This is a genomic window from Vibrio sp. STUT-A11 (assembly GCF_026000435.1).
GTDB lineage: Bacteria > Pseudomonadota > Gammaproteobacteria > Enterobacterales > Vibrionaceae > Vibrio.
Window position 1 is genome coordinate 921,687 of record NZ_AP026763.1, and the last position, 22,305, is coordinate 943,991.

Here is a 22,305-nt window from a genome sequence, read left to right on the forward strand (position 1 = left end):
GATTAGTACGAATATGGTCAATGTCACACATTTTTTACGCTTAACGCTATAGTTTTGCTTGGTATATCCGATATATTTAACTGATCACCATTTCAAATTGTATCAAGCACAAACTGAGCCTTCTATGCGTCAAATTTATAAGCGTTTGTTAACAACCCTAGTGTTAATAAGCGCGACTCAGACATCGTCAGTGGTTCAAGCCGAAGGAATTCGTCTTGTTGGACCTTCAGGTGAAGTGCAATCATCGCCTAGCTATGCTGAAGAGATTGAGCGAGCATTACCCGCTCCTCCTGCAAATTCTCAGCCTTCTCGTTTTATTGGGCCGACAGGTGAAAATCAAACGTTATGGTCGATTGCGTCTCAAGTACGGCCTTCTCGCAATGTGACTGTTCAACAAACGTTACTTGCTATTTATCGACTCAACCCTCAGGCATTTGAAGAGCAGAATATCCACGAACTGATCCCGGGAAGCCGTCTTCGCCTTCCTTCGTTGGAACAAGTGCAAAGTGCGAGCACAGAGCAAGCCGTCGCTATCATGAAGGCCCATGAGGCGAAGCTAAAACAGGCTAAGCCAGTCAGCAAGCCAGCGACCGTTCAGCGCGTGGAGCAAAAAACAACTCCGCAAGTTAAGAAAGACCCCGTTTCTCCTCAACCAGAGTCGGTTACGCCTGTTAAAGCTGAACCTGTTAAGGCAAGTGAACCAATTGTTACGGTTCCGCCAGTCAATACGTCTCCACAAGGTGAGCAGCAAGTCACCGAACTTAAAGCGAAACTGCAAGGTTCACAGAGCGATCTCACTTCTCTGGAAGAGAAAAATCATCGTTTACGCCTGATGCTTTCAGAAGTACAGAGCGAAGTTGAGACGTTGAAAAATGAACTTAACGATGAAGAGCGTATTCGTTCCGAAATAGAAAAACTGTTGGCAGAAGAGCGTCAGCGTGCTGAAGAGCAGAAACGCATGCAGCCAACAGCATTAGATAACTTTTTATCTAATGGCTGGCTCGTGGGACTAGCGGCTCTTATTCCGGGCGCATTACTCGCTTTCTTGGTAGTCATGCTACTTGGTCGTCGCAACAAAGAAGAAGAGCCAGTTGCACAGCAACAATCACCAACGGTGGATCCACTTGCAGCACCAATCGGATTAGCTGCAGCAGATGAACTCGAAGAAGAATTGAATCTGGATGACGATCTCTTTGCTGATGACGAAAGCAACGCTGCCACTGAGAATGAGAGTATTCCAGAATTAGAGGATGATGTTTTTGCTGGCCTCGAGGATGAAGAGCTTGATTTCAATTTAGACGGCGACGATGGCGAAGATCCATTTGCTGGTATCGGTGATGATGGTGATCTTGATGTTGGCTTTGATGAGTTTGATTCATCAACGAACGGAATAAAAGTCAACGGTGAGGAGAAAGCGCTTGGTCTTGAGGAAATGGAGCGAGCGTTAGACGAAGCATCACCTGAACTCGAAGTTCTTGATGAGCCTGACTTTGATCTGTCTGAAGGTGAAGAGTTTGAAAAAGAGGATGTCTTCGCAGAGTTATTAGCCGACGATACAGCAGAAGATGAAGCTAGTAGTGGACAAATAGATCAAGCGATGCTGGACGAATTGTTAGCTGAACTTGATGATACTACAGCTGACTTGGGTGATGAATCATCAGATGATGAGATTGACAATCTGTCGGCTCAACATGAACAGCCTGAAGCGCAATTGCTTGATCCAGCCGTTGAGTCGGATGAGCCGGACAGCGTGATAAAAGCCGATGAGGTTGGCTCTCCTGATGTAGACGACAGTACTTTTGATCTATCTGATAGCAATGCCGATATCGATGAAAACAGCACGGACTTGTTGGATGAACTTATCGATTTTGATGACGAAGCGTCAGAGGATGAGTTTGATCCACTCAACGAGCTGGAATCATTGTCAGGCTTTAGTGGTGAAGACTTCGAAGAGTTGGACGAAGATAGTATCGACTTACTCGATGAGTTGCTCGACGACGATGTTAATCTTGAGTTAGAAGATGAAGCCGCTAGTGAACTCGATCCTTTTGATGAATTAATTGGAGCCGATGAAGGGCTGAAAAGTGAACTAAATCAGCAAGAAGAGGACGATTTACTCGCATCACTGGGTTTCGACGGCTTGGATGATTCACCATCAGAAAATACTCAGGACGCACCGTTATCAGATCAACCTATGCAAGCCGATCCAGAACAATCTGGTGAGACTGATATTGAGCTTGAATCGGATTTAGATATTGATGCGCTTCTTAATGAACATCAGCCTGAGCTGGAGCAAGAGTCAGAAAATCAAGATCCTGCAGAGCAAGAGAGTGAAGTTTCTGTTAGCGATGAATTGCTAGAAGATATTGAAGATATCTCTCTCGAATACGATCCTCTGATGCGTGAGTTGGATGAGTTATTTGAATCAAGTCAAGATGACGTCAATTCAGAACCTGAGGACATTAAAGAAGCGATTTCTGATTTAGATTCTCCGTCTGATGAGCAAGAAAAATCAGACAACACAGACTCTGCAGCGCAAACGGAAGCGTCAGAACAAAGAGAAGAGAGCACTTCAGAGGAATTTATTGAAGAGCCCGTTGTCGAGACATCTCCAGTTTCCGCAGAAGAGAAACAAGCAGAACCTGAACTTACTCCAACACCAAATACCGTTGAAAATGAATTTGGTGTGCCGCTGGAAGAGGACTGGTTGCTGGATGAAGCCGAACCAGAGCCAGAAAGCGAAGCGCCTGAGGCAAGTTCAGAAGCAGGCGATGAATTCGAATTTGACGAACTGGATCTCCCAGAATTCAGTGAAGAGGACGCTTTGGCTTCAATGGCCGATGAGCCGGAGATGGCAGAGCCAGAAAGCGAAGCGCCTGAGGCAAGCTCAGAAGCAGACGATGAATTCGAATTTGACGAACTGGAGATCCCTGAATTCAGCGAAGAAGATGCTTTGGCTTCAATGGCGGGGGAGCCGGAGTGGGGCCAGGCTGAAAGTAACGTTGATGAGCCAACTTCAGAACAAGACTCTGTCAGTTTTGATGATTCAGAACTTCCAGAGTTTACTGAAGAGGATGCACTTTCTTCTGCATCCGATGGTACTGAGCCGGAGTCCGAACCATCAAATAGCGCCAAAATGACGATCAAAGCAGACAACGATCATGATGCGTTGTTTGAACTGTTTGCTCAGCAGAGTAGCTTTGAGACAGAACCGGAACCAGTTCCATCCACTCAAAAACCAGACATTACAGGTTTCGCTGAGTCTGATATGGAAAGCCTGTTATCTGACAAGGGTGAATCTGAGGCTTTCAAAGGCCAGTTAGATAGCGACACGATAGACAGTGCGGGTATGGACTTTGAAACTATGCTTGATGTTGGTGACGATTGGGAAGGCTTTAAAGCACCAATTGATAGTACCCTATCGGAAGCCGAGGATGTGCCAGAAGACCAGCGCGATATCTGGGATTCAGAACAGGCCCTGAGCCAACCAAGCGTCGCCAAAGAAAACTGGGAACAGCAAACGACCCTCGAAGAGCTAGATGATTTTGACTCTAAGAAAAGTCAATTCATGACGATTGATGAATTGATGGCGCAGGTCGATAATGAGAGCGGAGACTTTGAAGAAGAGGACTTAAACCTAGATGTGGGTTTAAACGAGTTTCCGGATGTGATTGGCGATATCTCTGATGTGGATGTTGATTCCGATTCTGAAGGTGCAGGTAAATTGGACTTGGCTAAAATCTACCTAGAAATGAACGATCCAAAAGGGGCGATCAAATTGCTGGAAGAGGCCATTGTATTCGGTGAAGATGACGTTCGTCGTGAAGCGAAGACCCTCATCGACACCATTAATGGTCGATAAATCAAATCAGGGTGGCGTGAGCCGCCCTTTTTTATCTGCAAGCCAAGTCATTCTCGCTGAAACTGGCAACCAAACGTGACTTGGGTATATACTTCCCGCCCCATTTTAGAGTTCGAAGGTTAAGATGAGAATCGCATTAGGTATCGAGTATAACGGTACAAACTACTTTGGATGGCAACGCCAGAGAGACGTGAAAAGCGTCCAGGAAGCGCTAGAAAAAGCCTTGTCCATCGTTGCAAACCACCCTGTAGAAGTTCAATGCGCAGGTCGCACTGATGCAGGCGTGCATGGCACGGGACAAGTTGTTCACTTTGATACCAACGTAAACCGAAAAATGGTGGCTTGGACGATGGGCGCGAACGCGAACATGCCAAGTGATATCGCTGTCCGGTGGGCAAAGGAAGTATCAGACGACTTCCATGCGCGGTTCTCTGCGACGGCGCGCCGTTACCGCTACATTATTTTCAATCACGCGTTACGTCCGGGGATCTTAAGTTCGGGTGTCAGCCACTATCACGGGACGCTGGATGAGGAAAAAATGCATCAGGCAGGGCAGTATTTGTTAGGAGAGAATGATTTCTCCTCCTTCCGAGCTGCGCACTGTCAGTCTCTGAGTCCCTGCCGTAACATGATGCACCTAAACGTTACTCGTCATGGTGATTATGTTGTCATTGATATTAAAGCGAACGCATTTGTCCACCATATGGTGCGCAATATTACAGGCAGCCTGATAAAAGTTGGACGCGGTGAAGAAAATCCTGAGTGGATGAAGTGGTTGTTAGAAGTCAAAGATCGCAAACTTGCGGGCGCGACAGCAAAAGCAGAAGGCCTGTATTTGGTCGATGTGGATTACCCACAAGAATTTGATTTGCCTCGTGTGCCGATCGGTCCGTTGTTTTTAGCAGATAATTTGAACTAATTTTACAAACTTGCTTCAAAATATCGGTAGTTTACACTGAATGTGTACGGAAACTATGCGCTATTAATGGTAATAAAAATAGGTACAACCAGTTTTTTATCTACACTAGCAGCAAGATATGGTTTAATCCGTCGGTGTTATTTCGAATTACTATCTTTCGCAATGAAGCGGAAGAGTTGAGAGAAAAGGTCTTCCATGAGTTGGCTTGAAAAGATTTTAGAAAAAAGCAGTCTTGTAAGTTCACGTAAAGCTTCTATTCCAGAAGGCGTGTGGACGAAATGTACCTCTTGTGAGCAGGTTCTTTACCATGCTGAACTAGAGCGTAACTTAGAAGTATGTCCTAAGTGTAACCATCACATGCGTATGAAAGCGCGTCGTCGTTTGGAAACATTCCTGGACGAAGGTAACCGAGTTGAACTGGGCACTGAGCTTGAGCCTCAAGACAAGCTGAAGTTTAAAGACTCTAAGCGTTACAAAGAGCGTATCTCAGCGGCGCAAAAGAGCAGCGGTGAGAAAGACGCATTAGTTGTTATGCAGGGTGAACTGCTTGGCATGCCTCTCGTTGCTTGTGCGTTTGAGTTCTCTTTCATGGGCGGCTCAATGGGCTCTGTTGTTGGTGCTCGCTTCGTGAAAGCGGTTGAAGCGGCAATCGAGAACAACTGTGCGTTAGTTTGTTTCTCAGCAAGTGGTGGTGCACGTATGCAAGAGGCTTTGATGTCTCTGATGCAAATGGCAAAAACCAGTGCAGCACTGGAGCGTCTTTCAGAGAAAGGTCTGCCGTTCTTCTCAGTACTGACTGATCCAACAATGGGTGGTGTATCGGCAAGTTTGGCTATGCTGGGCGACATCAACATTGGCGAACCTAAAGCCTTGATTGGCTTCGCTGGTCGTCGCGTTATCGAGCAAACAGTACGTGAAGATCTTCCAGAGGGCTTCCAACGTAGTGAATTCCTGCTTGATCACGGTGCTATTGACATGATCGTTGATCGTCGTGAAATGCGTCAGCGTGTGGGTGGTCTTATTGCTAAGATGACTAACCACAAGTCTCCATTGGTGGTTTCGGTTAACGAATCTCCAAATGATGAGTCATATTCTGTACCAGAAGTGGACGAAAAAGGGTAAAGTAACAACTAACACAAAGCCAAAGAAATTAATGGTTAAAGTTAGATGACCCAAAACCCAATTCCTCAAGCCACATCCTCTCTAGAGATGTGGCTTGATTATTTAACAAATATTCATTCCTCAGCAATCGACCTTGGTTTAGACCGTGTTCAAGCGGTAGCAAATAAAGCCAACCTCACTAAACCCGCTCCGACGGTTATCACTGTTGCCGGTACCAATGGTAAAGGCTCAACGTGTGCGTTAATGGAAGCGATTTTATTAGACGCCGGTTACTCAGTCGGTGTTTACAGTTCACCTCACCTAATTCGTTACAACGAGCGCGTACGCATCAATGGCATAGACGTGGAAGACGCGAAACATTGTCAAGCGTTCGACTTTGTAGAAAAGCAGCGTGGTGATATCACGTTAAGTCTGTTTGAGTTCGGAACCCTTGCCGCATTACGTATCTTTCAGACAGAAAAGGTTGATGTCGTATTGCTGGAAGTGGGTTTAGGCGGCCGTTTGGATGCAACCAACGTTGTTGATCACGATGTCTCTGTTATTACTAGTTTAGCCGTAGACCATGTTGATTGGCTTGGTGATGACATCAATGTGATTGGGTTCGAAAAAGCGGGCATCTACCGCTCAGGTAAGCCTGCCATTTGTGGTCAACCTTTACCACCTGCCACCGTAGCCGCTCATGCGGATGATATTGGTGCTGAATTTTTCCAGGTCGGTATCCAGTTCGATTATCAACTGACCGAGAAAGGCTGGAAGTGGACAAGTGGTGCATTTGATCTCGAAGATTTACCCGTTCCGTCATTGCCTTTGCCAAACGCCGCAACCGCACTCATGGCGCTTGGTGCTTCAGAATTGCAAATTACTGACATAAACCTCGTCAATGGCTTGAATAATGCTCGGCTCGCAGGTCGAATGCAGGTGTTACACAGCAAGCCTGAAATCGTACTTGATGTTGCTCACAACCCACATTCTGCTGAATACTTAGTAGAGAAAGTGAAACATCAATATGCGGGTAAGAACATCCATATAGTGATTGCCATGCTACACGATAAGGACATCAAGGCCACGATTGAGGCCCTGACACCTATCGCCACTCAATGGTACCCAGCATCGCTTACAGGCCCTCGTGCTGCGACTGCCGAGGAATTGTGTCAATACTTACCTCAGGGGCAGGTTCAGTTCCAGACACCAGTAGCAGCGTTTGAAAGTGCCAAAGCGAACGCACAACAAGAAGATGTGATCTTGGTGGTTGGTTCTTTCCATACCGTGGGTGAGGTGCTGGAGCATTGGCAAACAAGTAATTAAGTAAAGATAACAAGCAGCAAAGGTAATTTGATGGCAAGTAAATTTCAGAGTCGTTTAGTCGGCACTATCATTCTGGTCGCAGTGGGAGTGATTGTGCTCCCAGATGTACTGGATGGTAAAAAACTTCACTACAAAGAAGAATTTGCCAGCATTCCTATCAAACCTGAGCTTGATAGCGATGTGGAAAATTTCGAAATACTAGAGCCTGTCGAAGATGACATTGCATTGCCTGATTCTCCAGTAGAGGCAGTGGTGCAAGAGTCAGAGGCGCCTCAGGTCGCCGCCGCTAATCGGGAACCTGTTCCTGAGCCAAAGGAGGCGAAACACCCCGAACAAGTTGAAGTGGCTACTCGTCCGGTTGTAGAGAAAAATCAATATGAAGATTCTGCATGGATCATTCAATTGATGGCGCTGAAGAATCATGACAATGCGGTCGCGTTAGTTGCCGATTTACAAAAGCGTGGTTATCAGGCTCACACGAAACAAGAAAATGAATTTACGCGTGTCATTGTTGGCCCAGATGTGTCAAAAAGTAAACTCGAACGACAAGTTCAAGAATTACAAAAAATTACTGGCTCAAAAGGTCAATTGCTTAAATTTAAGCCGTTAAATCCATAAGAAAACGTTTGCGTCAGCATTTTTTCTGTTAAAATGCGCGCCAACTTAAGATGAAGAAAGTATGAATTGGTTAGATTTTGTCATTTTAGGGGTGATCGGGTTTTCAGCTTTGATCAGTTTAGTTCGTGGTTTTGCTAAAGAAGCGTTGTCTTTGGTCATTTGGTTTGGAGCGTTTTTTATCTCCAGTAATTACTACACCAAATTAGCGGTATATTTCTCCAATATCGAAGACGACATGTTCCGCAACGGAGCTGCGATAGCGGCATTATTTGTCGCAACATTGATAGTTGGTGCAGTGGTGAATTATGTCATTGGCCAACTGGTACAAAAAACAGGGCTATCAGGTACGGATCGAATTCTCGGTATGGTCTTTGGTGGTTTACGCGGAGTCTTGATTGTATCTGCGGTGCTGTTTTTTATGGATGCGTTTACCGCATTCCCAAGCTCGGATTGGTGGAAAGCGTCACAGTTAGTTCCTGAGTTCAAACGTGTGATCGCTCCCTTCTTCGAGCATTTACAAGCAACGTCAAGTTTTCTTTCTGGCACTATCTAGTAGTGCCAGCTACTGTCGCAAATCGAGGATTAGGACATGTGTGGTATTGTTGGAATCGTGGGCACAACCCCTGTAAACCAGTCTATTTATGACGCGTTAACGGTGTTACAGCATCGTGGCCAAGATGCAGCGGGTATTTGTACCATAGAAAGCAATCGTTTTCGTCTGCGCAAGGCGAACGGTTTGGTTAAGGATGTGTTCGAAGCAAAACATATGCAGCGCTTGCAAGGTGAAGTCGGTATCGGCCACGTTCGTTACCCAACTGCTGGTAGTTCAAGTGCTTCAGAAGCTCAGCCTTTCTACGTAAACTCTCCTTTCGGTATTACACTTGCCCACAATGGTAACTTAACCAACGCTCACGAAGTTCGCCAAAAGCTGTTTGAAAAAGACCGTCGCCACATCAACACGACGTCAGATTCAGAAGTGTTGCTGAACGTGCTTGCTCACGAAATCGATTCTGTGAAAGGTAATGTAACGACAGAAGACGTATTCCGCGCGGTTACCAACGTTCATCGTACGATTCGCGGTGCATATGCCGTAACAGCAATGATCATTGGCCACGGTATGATTGCTTTCCGTGACCCGAATGGTATTCGCCCTCTTTGCCTGGGTAAACGTGAAGAAAACGGTCGTACTGAATACATGGTAGCGTCTGAGTCCGTTGCTCTGGATGCGGTAGGTTTTGACTTTATGCGTGATGTTGCGCCAGGTGAAGCGGTTTACGCAACATTCGATGGCGAGTTGTACACTAAACAGTGTGCGGACAATCCGAAGTTAAACCCATGTATCTTTGAGTTTGTTTACTTTGCTCGCCCTGATTCATTCATTGACAAAATTTCTGTTTACAGCGCTCGTGTTGAAATGGGTAAAAAGCTAGGTGAACGTATCAGTGAAGACTACGCTGATCTTGATATCGACGTTGTTATCCCAATTCCAGAAACTTCTTGCGATATTGCGCTGCAAATTGCACAAGCGATTGATAAGCCATACCGTCAAGGCTTTGTGAAAAACCGCTATGTTGGCCGCACGTTCATCATGCCGGGTCAACAACAGCGTAAGAAGTCAGTGCGCCGTAAACTGAATGCAATTCGTTCTGAGTTTAAAGACAAAAATGTACTTTTGGTTGATGACTCTATCGTTCGTGGTACCACGTCAGAACAGATCATTGAGATGGCTCGTGATTCTGGCGCGAAGCGAGTATACATGGTGTCAGCGGCTCCAGAAGTTCGTTTCCCGAACGTTTACGGTATCGACATGCCAAGCGCTACCGAGCTTATTGCTCACGGCCGCGACAACGAAACTATCTGTAAGCAGATTGGTGCAGATGCTTTGATCTACCAAAAGCTGGATGATTTGATTGAAGCCGTTGGCCTTGGTAACCAAGACATTACCCAGTTCGATACATCAGTATTTAACGGTGAGTACGTGACAGGTGACATTGATCAGCAATATCTGGATTTCCTTGATGGCCTGCGCAATGACGATGCAAAAATTCAACGTGAGATTCAGCAAGATCTCGCTAACCTAGAGCTTCATAACGAAGGCGCGTAACGCCCAGTGATCATCCGGGGTAAATCCGGTTGATCCTAAATGACTATCGCCAATATATATTAAGCACTGAACGTGAATACGTTCAGTGCTTTTTCATTTCTTAAAGCCTCACAAAATCAAGAAACACCACGTTTTCGCCTTCCTCAAAGCTATCAGCCAATAATGGAGTGGCTGTCACTGGCATGGAAAACTTCTGTTTATATCAACACAGATATTACGGTGCTCTTCAACTACAGTGAATTGCTGTTTTATAAAAATGAAGTTTGACTTTCTATTTTTGAAGCTGATTTTAAAGAGTGGAGTTGTGGTTATTTATTTTTATAAACAATTGGTTATTAATTTTTAAAGTAAAATAAAATGCGGTTTCATTTAAATTTTTTTGTTTTTGATTCCTGTCGCAAGATTAGTAAAACGCCGTTCCATTTTATGTGTTGTGTTTTCTATTATTAGTGGCGCAATAAGCGATGCAGCGTGAAACGTTGTTTATAAATTAGAAAGGAATGAACGTGAGAACATTTAAATACTCGCTACTGGCTATGTCACTGATGGCGGTGACTGGCTGTTTAGACAATACCTCCTCCCCTAGCAATAACCAAAAACCACAAGAAGCGGTTCAGGAAAGCGTCCAGGCAACAACTGAAGACTTTGAAACCCTGAAAAGCCGCGTGATCCCTGATTTCGTTGCTAGTGCAAAATCCACTGCAACGAAAAAAGGTACGACCCTAGAAGCATTGGCAGCAGAATACCTTCAGCTCGAGAGAGAAATTGAGCAGGAAGATGGTACCAAAGTGAAGGAGAAGTTCTGGAACCCAGAAGGTTACTGGCATGATGTTAATTACAAGCAGACAGAAAAACCAGGCTGGTCACCAAGAGATCACCTGGATCGCTTAGTTATTTTGGCAGCGACATACAATGAAAACCCTGATCCTGAGTTGGGTACTGCGATCAACAATGCCCTTATATACTGGCTAGATGCAGATCCGCAAAGCTGGAACTGGTGGTGGCATGATATCGGAATTCCTAAACGTATCGGGTACAGCGCAGTAATGGCAAAAGATGCACTGAGTGAAGCATTAAGTAATAGAGTTGCTGAATATCTGCCGAGTATCCCGAACTACTCTCCGAACAACCCGAATAGCCCGATTCCTAAAGCGGCCAACCGTACCGATATCGCATTGGCAGTATTGAATAACGGTATACTGGCGGATGATGCGGAGATGGTAGGTAAAGCGATTGCTGACATCGAAGCTACCGTTGGGATCGGTACCGGAGCGGGTGTTCAGCACGATTATTCGTTCCATCAGCATGGCCCTCAACTGTATACCTCGGGTTATGGGCCAGTGTGGTTTAGTTCTGCGGCTAAATGGGCCAACTTTGTTGAGGGTCTGCCTTGGGCATTTGGCCAAGATAAAATCGATGTCCTGGTTGCTTATATGCTGGATGGCCAGCGCTGGTCAAAACGTCATGGCCAGTGGGACTACAACACCATGAGCCGCGGGATCAGTCGTACTAAAAACACTGAGTTTACACCCCATAATACGGATACATTACCGGAAAACACGCCGTTAGATATCGTAGCTGGGTGGGCGCCGGAACGAGCTGAAGAGGCTGAGGCTTTTAAACGCCATGAATTTGGTGGTGAAGGCTCGGGCCTGAACGGCTTTAAGCACTTCTGGCGCAGTGATTACTCGGTGAAAGCCGCGGATGGTCATATGTTCAGTATTGGCATGAACTCCCAACGAGTAGAGCCAGCTGAAGCCGGTAATGGTGAGAACCTGAAAGGCTTCTGGCTTAGTTTCGGCAGCACCTTCTTGCTACAGCGTGGTAACGAGTACCATAACATCTTCCCGGTATGGGACTGGAAACTGGTTCCAGGCGTTACTGCACCTGAATATGTTGCTCAGGGTGCGGATTGGGGACGCATTATGCAGCAGGATGTTTCGTTTGTGGGTGGTGTAACCAACGATCGCTATGGTGTGTCTGTTATGGATCTGGATATCAGTATTCGCCACTCGCAAACCGCTCACTCAACTAAGCCTGCTTTCTATGAATTCGGTGAAGGTAAAGGTCAAACCCAAGCTAAGAAAGCGTGGTTTAGCTTTGCTGATGAAGTTGTCGCGCTGGGGGCGGGTATTAACTCTACCCACTATGAACCGGTTAATACTTCCGTGAACCAGGTTCTGCTTAACGGGGATGTGACCGTTGATGGCCAGGTAGTTCAGAAGGGCAGCCGCTTGGTAACAGACGCTAAGTGGGTACACCATGATAACGTGGGTTATGTCTTCCCAGACAATTGGCAGGGCACTGTATCTAACCAGACCCAAACGGGGACTTGGAAATCTATCCGTCGAACTAGCGGTGCAGAAGAGGTTAGTAAGGACGTATTTACTCTGTCTATGGCGCATGGCTCACAGCCGAACGAGGCTAAGTACCAGTATGTGATTGCTCCGGGTAAGAGCGCCGAGCAAACCGCAGAATACGCGAAGGAATTGCCGGTAGAGGTATTGCAGAATTCCAAGCAAGTTCAGGCAGTACGTCACAGCGATCTGAACGTAACAGGCATAGTATTCCATGAAGCGGGCAGCGTTAATCTTGGCAGTGATGTAATGGTTACGGTTAACCTGCCGAGTGTTATTTTGCTTGATGAAAGCGGCAAGCAGCCAACAGTCAGTGTGTCTACTCCTGGAGCCGAATATGCTGACCTACAGCTGGTGCTACAGTCGGCCACTCATGGCAACGTGACTCACCGAGTGCTAACGCCGGGTGGTGCAGCTGAGCTAGGTAAGAGCGTGACCTTTAACTGGAACGAAGGACCAGATAACAGTGAGCAAGAGGCTGCACAGGAAGCACAAAAGCAGGCTGAACAGGAAGCGGCGAGTCAGCCGGAACTGACACTGCTGGCAGTGGCGGATACTGAGCTACAAGGCGGTAAATACGCCGATGAAAACTTCGATGTTGTATCGCGCTGGGATCTTTGGGCAGGTCAGATTGCTGATAGAGAAGCAACTGAAGCAGGCGCAACTAAAACGGTGAAATCGGTGCTGAAGTTTGATCTGAGCCAGCTGCGCGACACTGCAGCAGCGAAAGCAACTCTGAAACTACATGTGCGTAATGTAGGCGGGGATTCGTCACAGACGGTTAATGTATCCGTACTGGCAGACAATGACTGGAGTGAAACAGGTATTACCTGGAATACATTACCAGCAAGCACGCCTAGTGACGCGGTATTAACAGTTAGCAGTGAGCAGAAGAAGCAGTGGGTAGAGTTGGATGTAACAGAGTTGGTTAACAATGCTCGCTCTGATGGCGCTATTAGCTTGCTGTTGGAAAACTCAGGTCTTGGTTTTGTCGCGTTCGGCTCTGATGAAACCGATCAGATTCCGGCACTGGATATCAAACGTGCACTCTAACGCTGGGTGAATTCTGAATAACTCGGATAATTAATACACAACGGCGACCATATCGGGTCGCCGTTTTTTTACTGATGAAGAACTTATACGGAGCTATAGGTTATGGATGTCTCAGTGAATGTTGTAAGCGATCACGTAGTCAATGAAGAGGCGTACCTTTTCTGGTAAATGATCTTTATGGTTGTAAAGCATGTAAATGTCACGAGGGTTGGCGCTCCAGTCTGGCAAAATACGAATTAAGTCGCCGCGCTCGATGTATTCTTTGATCATGACATTGGGCATCAAGGTAATACCTAGTCCTTCAGAGCAGGTACTCCGAACTACGTTCAGTGCATTGGCCTGAAAGCGCGCACGATCCGTGTTTACGACAGATTCTCCCTTACTATTTTTCAGTGTCCACTTGATTAAAGGGTAACCTTTAAGTAAAGCATGATTGGAAAGCTCTTCAGCGTGCTCTGGAGCCGGGTTAGCCGCAAGGTAGTCAGGGCTCGCGACTAAAATGTCTTTTACTTCACCCACTTTACGAGCAATCAGGCTGGAGTCACGCTGTGGTCCAACGCGAAAAATGACATCCCACTCCGTTGGATCAAGTTTATCCGCGTTATTTTCTGTCGTTAGCTCAATATTGATGTCAGGGTACTGCTTCATAAAGCCATTGAACATCGGCATCATCATACGTTTTGTTAGATTGTACGGAGCTGATATTTTGATTCGCCCGGATGCGCCACGACAATCATCGGTAATTTCCTCGGCGGTTGATGTTAGGCTTTGTAGTAGTGGGGAGCATTCTTTGTAAAAACGCTCACCAGCTTCAGTAAGGGAAAGCTTACGTGCATGACGGTTCAGTAGTCGAAGATTGACAGAGTCTTCTAGCGCTTGAATGCGTCGGGTGATGGTCGCAACCGGAATCATCGTTTTTCGTGAAGTTGCTGTATAGCTCCCATTTTCGACAACCAATCGAAATAGGTTTAAATCATCTAATTTCATATTTCCAGACACATTAAGTTACTAATCAACGCTAATTTATAATTAACTTTGCTATGAAAGATTGCTTTAAGTCAACATGTTGCACTATTTGACCACAGCACGCGGTGATGAGCAAACATTGATACAGCAATGATATACCGACGAATATTTGTATAAACGCATTTTTCAGACTACGGTTTATAACGAGGTGAGGTCACCTAAGACTTTAATTGGTAGGGACATCATCGATAAAAGCACAACAATAATAAAGACTTAATAAAATTTGTTTTGACTGACCTGTGTGAGGTGTAAAGGTATGTTTAAGGCTCACAGTCATACGGCAATGGTCTCGGCTCAGGAAGCGGTTCATCATAAACTCATCATGTTAGTGGATGATGATGCCATTTTTCGTAACGTAACCAATGCCTATTTAGAAAGTCAGGGTTTTGAGGTTGTAGAAGCTGAAAATGGCTTCGATGCACTTCAACAACTTAGGGAACGCCAACCCGATCTAGTCTTATGTGATTTATCTATGCCGTTGTTAGATGGTATAGAGTTCGTCGAAGAAGTCAGCCTGGAATATCCATCGTTGCCACTGATTGTGGTGTCGGGCACGGATGAAATGTCAGATGTCGCAAAAGCATTGCGTTTTGGTATTAAAGACTTTCTTCCCAAACCGATAGGTAACTACAAGCACTTATCTCAAGCAATCGATAATACGCTGGAGGATTGTGACAGCCATTTTTCTGAACAACGTGATTTTTCAAGTCAGTGGTTCAGGGTCGATGATGGTGGAGAAATACCAGATGAACAAGAACTTTACTGGCATTTAGAGTACTTGCAACAAAACCCAAACGCTGCAAGAGATTTGCTGCATGCTTTATTACCGGATAAAGATGCATCTCAAGGAGACTGGCGCTGCTCATACCGTTTACTTCAGTCGACAGACGTCATGCCGTTAGTGTTTGACTATCGATGGTTGATGAATGGACAGTTTGCGTTCTACTTGGTTGATTCAGCTTCTCAGAATCACTGTGGAGTCGGGACAACTTTGCTTATAAGGGCGCTATTTGATGATTATCTGCGTAACTTGAAGAGTTTTAGTGCTGATCTTAAAGACATGGTGGATATCATTGAAAAGGGTATCGAGTGCTCGGAATGTGCAGGCGCTATTAATGCTGTGTTTGGTGTAGCTGATCTGGCCTCATCCACGGTTTCGATTTTACCTGCGGGGTTGGACAGTCAATGGTCTAACGGTGTGTCCAACCAGCACATTGCGGCAGGAAATAGCCTGGGTGATGGCAGCATGAAAAACTTTATCACTCGAGACTTATCGCTGAGTACAAGCGGACAGTTGTCAATCGGGTGTCTCGGTTCTTCCAGCTTTAGCCTAAATATTAGTCGTCACGACTAGAGTGTCAAAGCCCAACCTGACTAACAAAAAGCAGCTGAGAAAGCTGCTTTTTTTATATGGATTGAGAGCAAATAAATCAAGCTTAGGGATAAATAACCTTACTTTTTGCTTGTGTTTATCATTGGCTGTATAAGGTATAGTCAGCGTCTAAACAATAATGACCCATTTGTGTAACGTGTGCTTAACGTTGCGGCATGGGAGAAGCAAAGTCAAATAGTGAGAAGAAACATCATGGCAGACAAAGAGTTTAAAGAGCCTTATAATATTGTGTACTTTTTAGGTTTCATTGCAGTACTTATGATCCCAACATTACCTGCAACGTTAACCTGGCTTCGTGTAGTCAACGGCTACGCGGGCTAACAAACTAGCTATCGTTTCTGGAGTTCACCATTCGTATTAAACGTTACTTTTTCAATATCGTTGGTGGACTCTGCATTTTGCTCGGCATCGCCGGAATTGTCCTTCCTCTATTACCCACTACACCGTTTATCTTGCTCGCCAGTGCGTGCTTTATGCGAGGCAGCCCAGCATTTCATCATTGGTTACACAATCACCACACCTTTGGCCCTATTTTGTATAACTGGAATCAAAATAAAGCGGTCGAGCCCAAAGTAAAACAGCGTGGAGCGATTTTTATTGTGCTCAGTTTTACGATTTCGATTTTCGTTGCCCCTATGGTTTGGGTGAAAATTGTACTTTTAGTAATGGCAATCGTTTTACTTAGCTGGTTTATGCGTCTACCTGTGATTGAGTTAGTTGCTGACCGAGAAGAAAATCACTAAGATTGTAGGGAATAGTGTGCCCGCTCTTCGAGTGGGCGTTTGTATTTTTAGCGTCTGTGAGTTTAGGAATATAAGCACATAGCGATGAAAACCTATTGTTCGTTGCCCTCGTGATACTGAGATAGCGAGAGGGTGATGAGCCAATCTAAGTAAATCGGTATTATGACTACAGAAACAATTTCACTGATCAAATCCAGCATCAAAAGCATCCAAGATTATCCAAAACCTGGCATTCTTTTCCGCGACGTAACCAGCCTTTTAGAAGACGCGAAAGCGTATCAGGCGACGATTGGTTTATTGGTCGAACGTTACAAAGCGATGGGATTCACAAAGGTTGTGGGGACAGAGGCGCGAGGCTTCCTGTTTGGTGCGCCTTTAGCGCTTGAGCTAGGTGTTGGTTTTGTTCCAGTGCGCAAGCCAGGTAAGCTACCACGCCCAACGATTGCTCAGTCTTATGAGTTAGAGTACGGTATGGATACTTTAGAAATCCATACTGACGCGATCGTAGAAGGTGACAAAGTACTTGTTGTCGACGATTTGCTAGCAACCGGCGGTACCATCGAAGCAACAACAAAACTGATTCGCCAATTAGGTGGGGAAGTTGAGCATGCTGCATTCGTTATCAATCTACCTGAAATCGGTGGTGACAAGCGTTTAGAAGCGTTAGGTCTAAATGTATACAGCATCTGCGATTTTGAAGGACATTAATACATTCAATGAGTTATTTAGCTTTAGCGCGAAAATGGCGTCCTAATAAGTTTGACCAGGTCGTGGGACAAAAACATGTTCTCACGGCATTGGAAAATGCGTTAGCGCAAAATCGCCTCCATCATGCGTATTTGTTTAGTGGTACTCGTGGTGTTGGTAAGACGAGTATCGGCCGTTTGTTCGCCAAAGGGCTGAACTGTGAAACCGGAATTACCGCAACACCTTGTGGTCAGTGCGATACTTGTCGCGAAATTGATGAGGGGCGATTTGTTGACCTGCTAGAAATTGATGCAGCCTCACGCACTAAAGTTGAAGACACTCGAGAACTGTTAGACAACGTTCAATATAAACCTGCTCGCGGACGCTTTAAGGTGTATCTCATCGATGAGGTACATATGTTGTCACGTCACTCCTTCAATGCTCTGTTGAAAACATTGGAAGAACCGCCGGAATACGTTAAGTTCTTACTGGCGACCACGGATCCGCAAAAGCTACCCGTGACGATTTTGTCACGTTGTCTGCAGTTCCACTTAAAGCCAATCAGTGTCGATGAGATTCATCAGCAGCTAGATTATATCCTTGAGCAAGAACAGGTCTCAGCAGAACCGAAAGCGTTGGGTATGATCTCTCACGCGGCCGATGGCAGTATGCGTGATGCTCTGAGTTTGACTGATCAAGCGATTGCTCTGGGTAATGGTGCAGTAGAATCTGGCATCGTTAGCCATATGCTAGGCACCATTGATACTGATCAGGCTATTCACTTACTTGATTCGATCAGTAGCAAACAGCCCCAACAAGCGATAGAAAAAATCCAACAATTGGCGTCAAATGGCGTGGAGTGGGATGGCTTATTGCAACAGTTGGCAGCCCAATTACACCGAATTGCTATGTATCAGGCTTTGCCATCTACGTTAGATCAAGCTCAGCCTGATGCAGAAAAAATCGAGTTATTAAGTAAAGCGCTCAGCCCACAAGATGTGCAGCTTTATTATCAGGTTGTGATAAAAGGTCGTGAAGATCTCTCGTTGTCACCAAACGGCCGAGTCGGCATGGAAATGATCGTATTGCGCATGATGGCATTTCGCCCGTCAGCAAGTAATAGTGCAAATGTCATTTCTACTGCAACGCAACCGCAATCTGCGCCTATACAGAACGTGAGTCAGCAAAAAGTACAGAAGACTGCAACTCCGCAGACTTCGGTTCAACCACCGCCGTCACGACCGTCGCCAGTGTCATCACAGCAGCCTGTAAATCAACCAGTGGTCAACAACCAGGCTCCGATGCAAGATGGGTCTCAGCTCCAGCCTGACTATCAACCAGCCGAGTACGAGACACCGGCGCAATATGACATAGCGCCACCAATGAGTGAGAACCCAGCGCCTCAGAATCAGGAATCGCCTCAACAAGCCTCAGAGCGTGCTTCAGCAACACCTGCTCGTGGTGGGTTAAGTGGCTTGCGCCATCAACTCCGCTCTCAGCGTCAGGGTTTACAACAAAATGCCCCGCAGCAAAGTGGTGGTCCAAAAAAGCCTAAAGCGACATCTGCCAAACCAGAGTCGGTTCTTGATCGTGTCGCGCAAAGACACGGCAGTTCCGCGCAGGTGTCGCCAAGCTCAACGCCTCAAACGGAAGAGCCAGTCGTTGAAGAAGCGTATCGCTGGCGTCCGAGCAAACCAGCTGAGACAAAAGTCAATACCAAACTGACACCTACGCAGCTCAAGCAAGCGCTTGAGCATGAGAAAACACCTGAAATGGCGCAAAAGCTCGTCGATGAGTCTCTAGAGCAAAATGAGTGGGCAAAACTCATCAGCCTGATGAACATGCCTAAGCTAGTGGAGCAACTTGCGCTAAACTCACATTATAACAAAGAAGGTTCGACGGTTTCTTTGCAGCTGAGAAGTGCTCAGGCACACTTAAATACAGATAGAGCACAAGGCGAATTACTCAACGCTCTCAATACGCTTTTAGGTGAAGATTGCCATTTAACTGTAGAAATTAGTGATGCTGGTGAGACACCGTTAGAATTGCGAGATCGACTCTATCAAGAAAAATTGCAACAAGCTTTGAATAGCCTGGAAAACGATCCAAACGTTCATTTTATCGAACGTCGATTTGCCGCAGAGCTTGTGAAAGATAGTGTGCGCCCTATCTAATAATCGAACGGAGTGGGGTTGAAAATGTTAAGTTATAACCCCATTAATTGATGCAACACCTCATAGCAATCACAGTAAATAAGTGAGCAGAAATAGCGCAGGAAAAATGCTCGAGGACAAGGCGCAATTTTTCGATAAGTAGTTATTCTACAATCAAAAGTTGCAACGATGTTATCGAGCATTTTAACAAGCTAGAATGACCAGTTATTTACTACGATTGGTATCACAAACCAGAGAGATAAACATGTTTGGTAAAGGCGGTATGGGCAACCTAATGAAGCAAGCCCAGCAAATGCAAGATCGCATGCAAAAGCTTCAAGAAGAAATCGCGAATATGGAAGTAACTGGCGAGTCTGGTGCTGGTCTAGTTAAAGTTACAATTACTGGTAGTCACAGCGTACGTCGTGTTGACATCGATGAAAGTTTGATGGAAGACGACAAAGAAATGCTGGAAGATTTGATTGCGGCTGCATTCAACGATGCGGCTCGTCGCGTTGAAGAAACTCAAAAAGAGAAAATGGCTTCTGTAACTGGCGGTATGCAACTACCACCAGGTATGAAAATGCCATTCTAATCTGCTGAAATTTAATTAAGCGGATTTTCAATGCGTACCAGTCATATGCTGGAACAATTGATGGAGGCCTTACGTTGTCTACCTGGGGTTGGCCCCAAGTCGGCACAGCGTATGGCCTTTCATTTGTTACAGCGAGATAGAAAAGGCGGCTTACAGCTCGCCGATGCTCTTAGTCAGGCAATGACGGAAATTGGCCATTGTTCAGAGTGCCGTACTTTTACTGAAGAAGAAGTTTGCCACATTTGTACTAACCCAAAACGCCAGGAAAACGGCCAAATTTGCGTAGTAGAAAGTCCGGCAGACATTGCAGCAGTCGAAGCGACCGGTCAGTACTCTGGACGATACTTTGTTTTGATGGGGCATTTATCTCCGCTTGATGGTATCGGTCCAAGTGACATTGGCTTAGATGTGCTCGATTATCGCCTCCGTCGAGGTGATATTACTGAAGTGATTCTTGCTACCAACCCAACGGTAGAAGGGGAAGCAACGGCACATTACATCGCAGAACTATGTAGAGAGCACCAAGTTGCCGCAAGCCGAATCGCACATGGTGTTCCAGTGGGCGGTGAACTTGAACTTGTTGATGGCACAACGTTGTCACACTCACTCTTGGGTCGACACAAGTTATAATGGAAAGCCGCTGGATTCAGCGGCTTTTTTTCATCTTGTTCACCAATTATCTTATGTCTTATTTATGGTTGATAAGCGGGTTAGCTGTCTGAATCTGAAGCCAGTAGGTTTTTATAGATAACCGCACCTAAAACGCCGCCAATAATAGGGGCGATCCAGAACAGCCAAAGCTGAGATATGGCCCAGTCTCCAACATAAATAGCCACGCCAGTACTGCGTGCAGGATTGACAGAAGTGTTGGTGACGGGGATGCTGATTAAATGAATAAGCGTTAAACATAGGCCGATTGCAATAGGCCCAAACCCTTCAGGTGCACGTTTGTCCGTGGCGCCCATAATGACAATCAAGAACATCATGGTCATCACAACTTCTGTTACTAAAGCGGCCAACATGGAATATTGGCCTGGTGAGTGTTCACCGTAACCGTTCGATGCAAATCCTGAGGTGACAATATCAAAGCCCATTTGACCCGATGCAATTACATAAAGTGTGCCACCGGCAATTAAACCGCCGATAACCTGAGCGATGATGTAAGGCAAAATGTCTTTGGTGTTAAAACGACCACCAGCCCAGAGACCAATGGTTACGGCAGGATTTAGGTGGCAGCCAGAAATATGGCCAATCGCAAAAGCCATAGTAAGAACGGTTAAACCAAATGCCAGCGACACGCCTAACAGCCCAATACCTACTTCAGGAAATCCAGCTGCTAATACGGCACTGCCACAACCACCTAGTACCAACCAGAACGTACCAAAAGCCTCAGCCAAATATTTATTCATGTAATTTCCTATTTCTTATTCGATAACTTGCTGAACATAGTTGAAGATTGTCAGTTAAGTGTGAGGCAAAACACGAAAAGATAAGAATAGGAATGGTATGTACAATGGTGTCTCAGAGATGAAACCGAAAGAGCCAAGATAGTGCAACAGAGGCGTGGGGATCAAAGACAGGGCAAAGCTTACGTTAATTGCTCTAATTCAGTAATATTCGTCAGCGCTTCTTGGTTGGTCTTTCCACACACAACTGGGCATGGTTTGAAATCATGGCACACTTTTGGGCGCTCGGGCTGACCAAATAGCTTACAAAGGTTGTCATCGTTCAGTTGTACACAACGAGCACCTGCCGGCTTACCATTTGGCATGCCAGGAATTGGTGAAGAGATACTTGGGGCGATACAGCACGCACCACAGCCTAATCGACAATCCATAATGTAAACCTCTTAAAAATTGAGGTGGCAATTATGGTCATTTTGGCGTGGATTGGAAGAGGGTGCCAATAAAAAAGTACAAGTAAAACTAAAGCTCTTGCACTTTTTACCTTGCTAAAACGATCACTTTAGAAAACGGTTATAGACAAACAAGATGACGAATGCACCCAGAGTGGCGGTAATAATACTGCCGACGTTGATACCGGTTGCACCGCCTTGTCCCAGAAAGCTTCCTAAAAAGCCCCCTACAAATGCGCCAGCGATTCCTAAAAACATAGTGGCAGTCCAACCGCCGCCGTCATTGCCTGGCATTAACCACTTTGCCAAGGCGCCCGCAATCAAGCCTAAAACTATCCAAGAAATGATACCCATAAACGATCCCCATTGTTCTATTAAGATTCTAATCAAACGACACTGGCTTTAAGGATAGAGCATGACAACAGAAAATGGTCAATTGCTCTTAGCTGATGTGTTTAGTATCAAGAGAATCGCTGAATACTTGAACTTTTGTGATGAGAGGGGTATAAATCG

Annotated in this window: 19 protein-coding genes; 15 read left to right on the plus strand and 4 right to left on the minus strand. The window is 45.7% G+C overall.

The genetic code is table 11. The features are described from left to right. The first annotated feature begins 124 nt into the window (after window positions 1-124). From OO774_RS04340 to OO774_RS04375, 8 genes are all read left to right on the plus strand, one after another. Entirely contained in the window at window positions 125-3,862 is a 3,738-nt protein-coding gene (locus tag OO774_RS04340) for a FimV/HubP family polar landmark protein (protein WP_264905017.1), read from the plus strand. A gap of 124 nt (window positions 3,863-3,986) precedes the next feature. Beyond that, on the plus strand, window positions 3,987-4,781 hold the full coding sequence (gene truA / locus OO774_RS04345; RefSeq protein ID WP_264905019.1) for a tRNA pseudouridine(38-40) synthase TruA: 795 nt from the start codon (window positions 3,987-3,989) through the stop codon (window positions 4,779-4,781). Window positions 4,782-4,976: 195 nt separating this feature from the next. Then, a complete protein-coding gene (gene accD / locus OO774_RS04350) occupies window positions 4,977-5,903 on the plus strand; it encodes an acetyl-CoA carboxylase, carboxyltransferase subunit beta (RefSeq protein WP_264905021.1) in 927 nt (308 codons plus the stop codon). Between the two features lie 45 nt (window positions 5,904-5,948). After that, complete coding sequence (folC, locus tag OO774_RS04355; protein WP_264905023.1) at window positions 5,949-7,208, plus strand: bifunctional tetrahydrofolate synthase/dihydrofolate synthase; 1,260 nt, start codon at window positions 5,949-5,951, stop codon at window positions 7,206-7,208. Window positions 7,209-7,238: 30 nt separating this feature from the next. Next, window positions 7,239-7,826 (plus strand): SPOR domain-containing protein, encoded by a 588-nt coding sequence (locus tag OO774_RS04360; protein ID WP_264905025.1) that lies wholly within the window; start codon window positions 7,239-7,241, stop codon window positions 7,824-7,826. A 61-nt stretch (window positions 7,827-7,887) separates the two neighbouring features. Next, complete coding sequence (locus tag OO774_RS04365) at window positions 7,888-8,379, plus strand: CvpA family protein (protein ID WP_237315031.1); 492 nt, start codon at window positions 7,888-7,890, stop codon at window positions 8,377-8,379. A gap of 36 nt (window positions 8,380-8,415) precedes the next feature. Then, window positions 8,416-9,930: an amidophosphoribosyltransferase gene (purF, locus tag OO774_RS04370; protein ID WP_264905027.1), complete on the plus strand. Its 1,515-nt coding sequence runs from the start codon at window positions 8,416-8,418 to the stop codon at window positions 9,928-9,930. Between the two features lie 506 nt (window positions 9,931-10,436). Next, window positions 10,437-13,340: a polysaccharide lyase family 8 super-sandwich domain-containing protein gene (locus OO774_RS04375; protein ID WP_264905028.1), complete on the plus strand. Its 2,904-nt coding sequence runs from the start codon at window positions 10,437-10,439 to the stop codon at window positions 13,338-13,340. Window positions 13,341-13,451: 111 nt separating this feature from the next. Here OO774_RS04375 and OO774_RS04380 read toward each other — a convergent pair whose 3' ends face one another. Beyond that, window positions 13,452-14,327 (minus strand): LysR family transcriptional regulator, encoded by an 876-nt coding sequence (locus OO774_RS04380; RefSeq protein WP_264905029.1) that lies wholly within the window; start codon window positions 14,325-14,327, stop codon window positions 13,452-13,454. Between the two features lie 295 nt (window positions 14,328-14,622). On the opposite strand from OO774_RS04380, the gene OO774_RS04385 reads away from it, so the two are divergent. From OO774_RS04385 to recR, 7 genes are all read left to right on the plus strand, one after another. Continuing rightward, window positions 14,623-15,720, plus strand: a complete 1,098-nt coding sequence (locus tag OO774_RS04385) for a response regulator (protein ID WP_264905031.1) — start codon at window positions 14,623-14,625, stop codon at window positions 15,718-15,720. A 231-nt stretch (window positions 15,721-15,951) separates the two neighbouring features. After that, window positions 15,952-16,080 (plus strand): hypothetical protein, encoded by a 129-nt coding sequence (locus tag OO774_RS04390; RefSeq protein WP_264905032.1) that lies wholly within the window; start codon window positions 15,952-15,954, stop codon window positions 16,078-16,080. Window positions 16,081-16,097: 17 nt separating this feature from the next. Next, window positions 16,098-16,502: a YbaN family protein gene (locus OO774_RS04395; protein ID WP_264906067.1), complete on the plus strand. Its 405-nt coding sequence runs from the start codon at window positions 16,098-16,100 to the stop codon at window positions 16,500-16,502. A gap of 162 nt (window positions 16,503-16,664) precedes the next feature. Beyond that, on the plus strand, window positions 16,665-17,210 hold the full coding sequence (gene apt, locus OO774_RS04400) for an adenine phosphoribosyltransferase (RefSeq protein WP_014232598.1): 546 nt from the start codon (window positions 16,665-16,667) through the stop codon (window positions 17,208-17,210). Between the two features lie 8 nt (window positions 17,211-17,218). Beyond that, entirely contained in the window at window positions 17,219-19,363 is a 2,145-nt protein-coding gene (gene dnaX, locus OO774_RS04405) for a DNA polymerase III subunit gamma/tau (protein ID WP_264905035.1), read from the plus strand. 244 nt (window positions 19,364-19,607) lie between these two features. Then, window positions 19,608-19,937 (plus strand): YbaB/EbfC family nucleoid-associated protein, encoded by a 330-nt coding sequence (locus tag OO774_RS04410; protein WP_005380618.1) that lies wholly within the window; start codon window positions 19,608-19,610, stop codon window positions 19,935-19,937. 30 nt (window positions 19,938-19,967) lie between these two features. Further along, window positions 19,968-20,567, plus strand: coding sequence for a recombination mediator RecR (gene recR / locus OO774_RS04415; protein ID WP_264905042.1), 600 nt, complete (start codon window positions 19,968-19,970; stop codon window positions 20,565-20,567). Between the two features lie 80 nt (window positions 20,568-20,647). On the opposite strand, the gene aqpZ is transcribed toward recR, so the two are convergent. The 3 genes from aqpZ to OO774_RS04430 all read right to left on the minus strand — a co-directional run bounded on the left by aqpZ (window position 20,648) and on the right by OO774_RS04430 (window position 22,146). Then, complete coding sequence (gene aqpZ, locus OO774_RS04420; protein ID WP_264905044.1) at window positions 20,648-21,346, minus strand: aquaporin Z; 699 nt, start codon at window positions 21,344-21,346, stop codon at window positions 20,648-20,650. Window positions 21,347-21,525: 179 nt separating this feature from the next. After that, the gene (locus OO774_RS04425; RefSeq protein ID WP_264905046.1) at window positions 21,526-21,774 is read right to left on the minus strand and encodes a YkgJ family cysteine cluster protein; all 249 of its coding nucleotides are present in this window, start codon (window positions 21,772-21,774) and stop codon (window positions 21,526-21,528) included. Window positions 21,775-21,897: 123 nt separating this feature from the next. Then, complete coding sequence (locus OO774_RS04430; RefSeq protein ID WP_264905048.1) at window positions 21,898-22,146, minus strand: GlsB/YeaQ/YmgE family stress response membrane protein; 249 nt, start codon at window positions 22,144-22,146, stop codon at window positions 21,898-21,900. Between the last annotated feature and the right edge of the window lie 159 nt (window positions 22,147-22,305).

What these genes read in the sequence shown, in the direction of transcription:
- OO774_RS04365 (WP_237315031.1), top strand. Translation starts at nt 7,888, where the DNA reads ATGAATTGGTTAGATTTTGTCATTTTAGGGGTGATCGGGTTTTCAGCT.
- OO774_RS04340 (WP_264905017.1), top strand. Translation starts at nt 125, where the DNA reads ATGCGTCAAATTTATAAGCGTTTGTTAACAACCCTAGTGTTAATAAGC.
- OO774_RS04360 (WP_264905025.1), top strand. Translation starts at nt 7,239, where the DNA reads ATGGCAAGTAAATTTCAGAGTCGTTTAGTCGGCACTATCATTCTGGTC.
- accD (WP_264905021.1), top strand. Translation starts at nt 4,977, where the DNA reads ATGAGTTGGCTTGAAAAGATTTTAGAAAAAAGCAGTCTTGTAAGTTCA.
- aqpZ (WP_264905044.1), bottom strand. Translation starts at nt 21,346, where the DNA reads ATGAATAAATATTTGGCTGAGGCTTTTGGTACGTTCTGGTTGGTACTA.
- OO774_RS04410 (WP_005380618.1), top strand. Translation starts at nt 19,608, where the DNA reads ATGTTTGGTAAAGGCGGTATGGGCAACCTAATGAAGCAAGCCCAGCAA.
- OO774_RS04390 (WP_264905032.1), top strand. Translation starts at nt 15,952, where the DNA reads ATGGCAGACAAAGAGTTTAAAGAGCCTTATAATATTGTGTACTTTTTA.
- OO774_RS04380 (WP_264905029.1), bottom strand. Translation starts at nt 14,327, where the DNA reads ATGAAATTAGATGATTTAAACCTATTTCGATTGGTTGTCGAAAATGGG.
- truA (WP_264905019.1), top strand. Translation starts at nt 3,987, where the DNA reads ATGAGAATCGCATTAGGTATCGAGTATAACGGTACAAACTACTTTGGA.
- apt (WP_014232598.1), top strand. Translation starts at nt 16,665, where the DNA reads ATGACTACAGAAACAATTTCACTGATCAAATCCAGCATCAAAAGCATC.
- OO774_RS04430 (WP_264905048.1), bottom strand. Translation starts at nt 22,146, where the DNA reads ATGGGTATCATTTCTTGGATAGTTTTAGGCTTGATTGCGGGCGCCTTG.
- OO774_RS04385 (WP_264905031.1), top strand. Translation starts at nt 14,623, where the DNA reads ATGTTTAAGGCTCACAGTCATACGGCAATGGTCTCGGCTCAGGAAGCG.
- folC (WP_264905023.1), top strand. Translation starts at nt 5,949, where the DNA reads ATGACCCAAAACCCAATTCCTCAAGCCACATCCTCTCTAGAGATGTGG.
- dnaX (WP_264905035.1), top strand. Translation starts at nt 17,219, where the DNA reads ATGAGTTATTTAGCTTTAGCGCGAAAATGGCGTCCTAATAAGTTTGAC.
- OO774_RS04425 (WP_264905046.1), bottom strand. Translation starts at nt 21,774, where the DNA reads ATGGATTGTCGATTAGGCTGTGGTGCGTGCTGTATCGCCCCAAGTATC.
- recR (WP_264905042.1), top strand. Translation starts at nt 19,968, where the DNA reads ATGCGTACCAGTCATATGCTGGAACAATTGATGGAGGCCTTACGTTGT.
- purF (WP_264905027.1), top strand. Translation starts at nt 8,416, where the DNA reads ATGTGTGGTATTGTTGGAATCGTGGGCACAACCCCTGTAAACCAGTCT.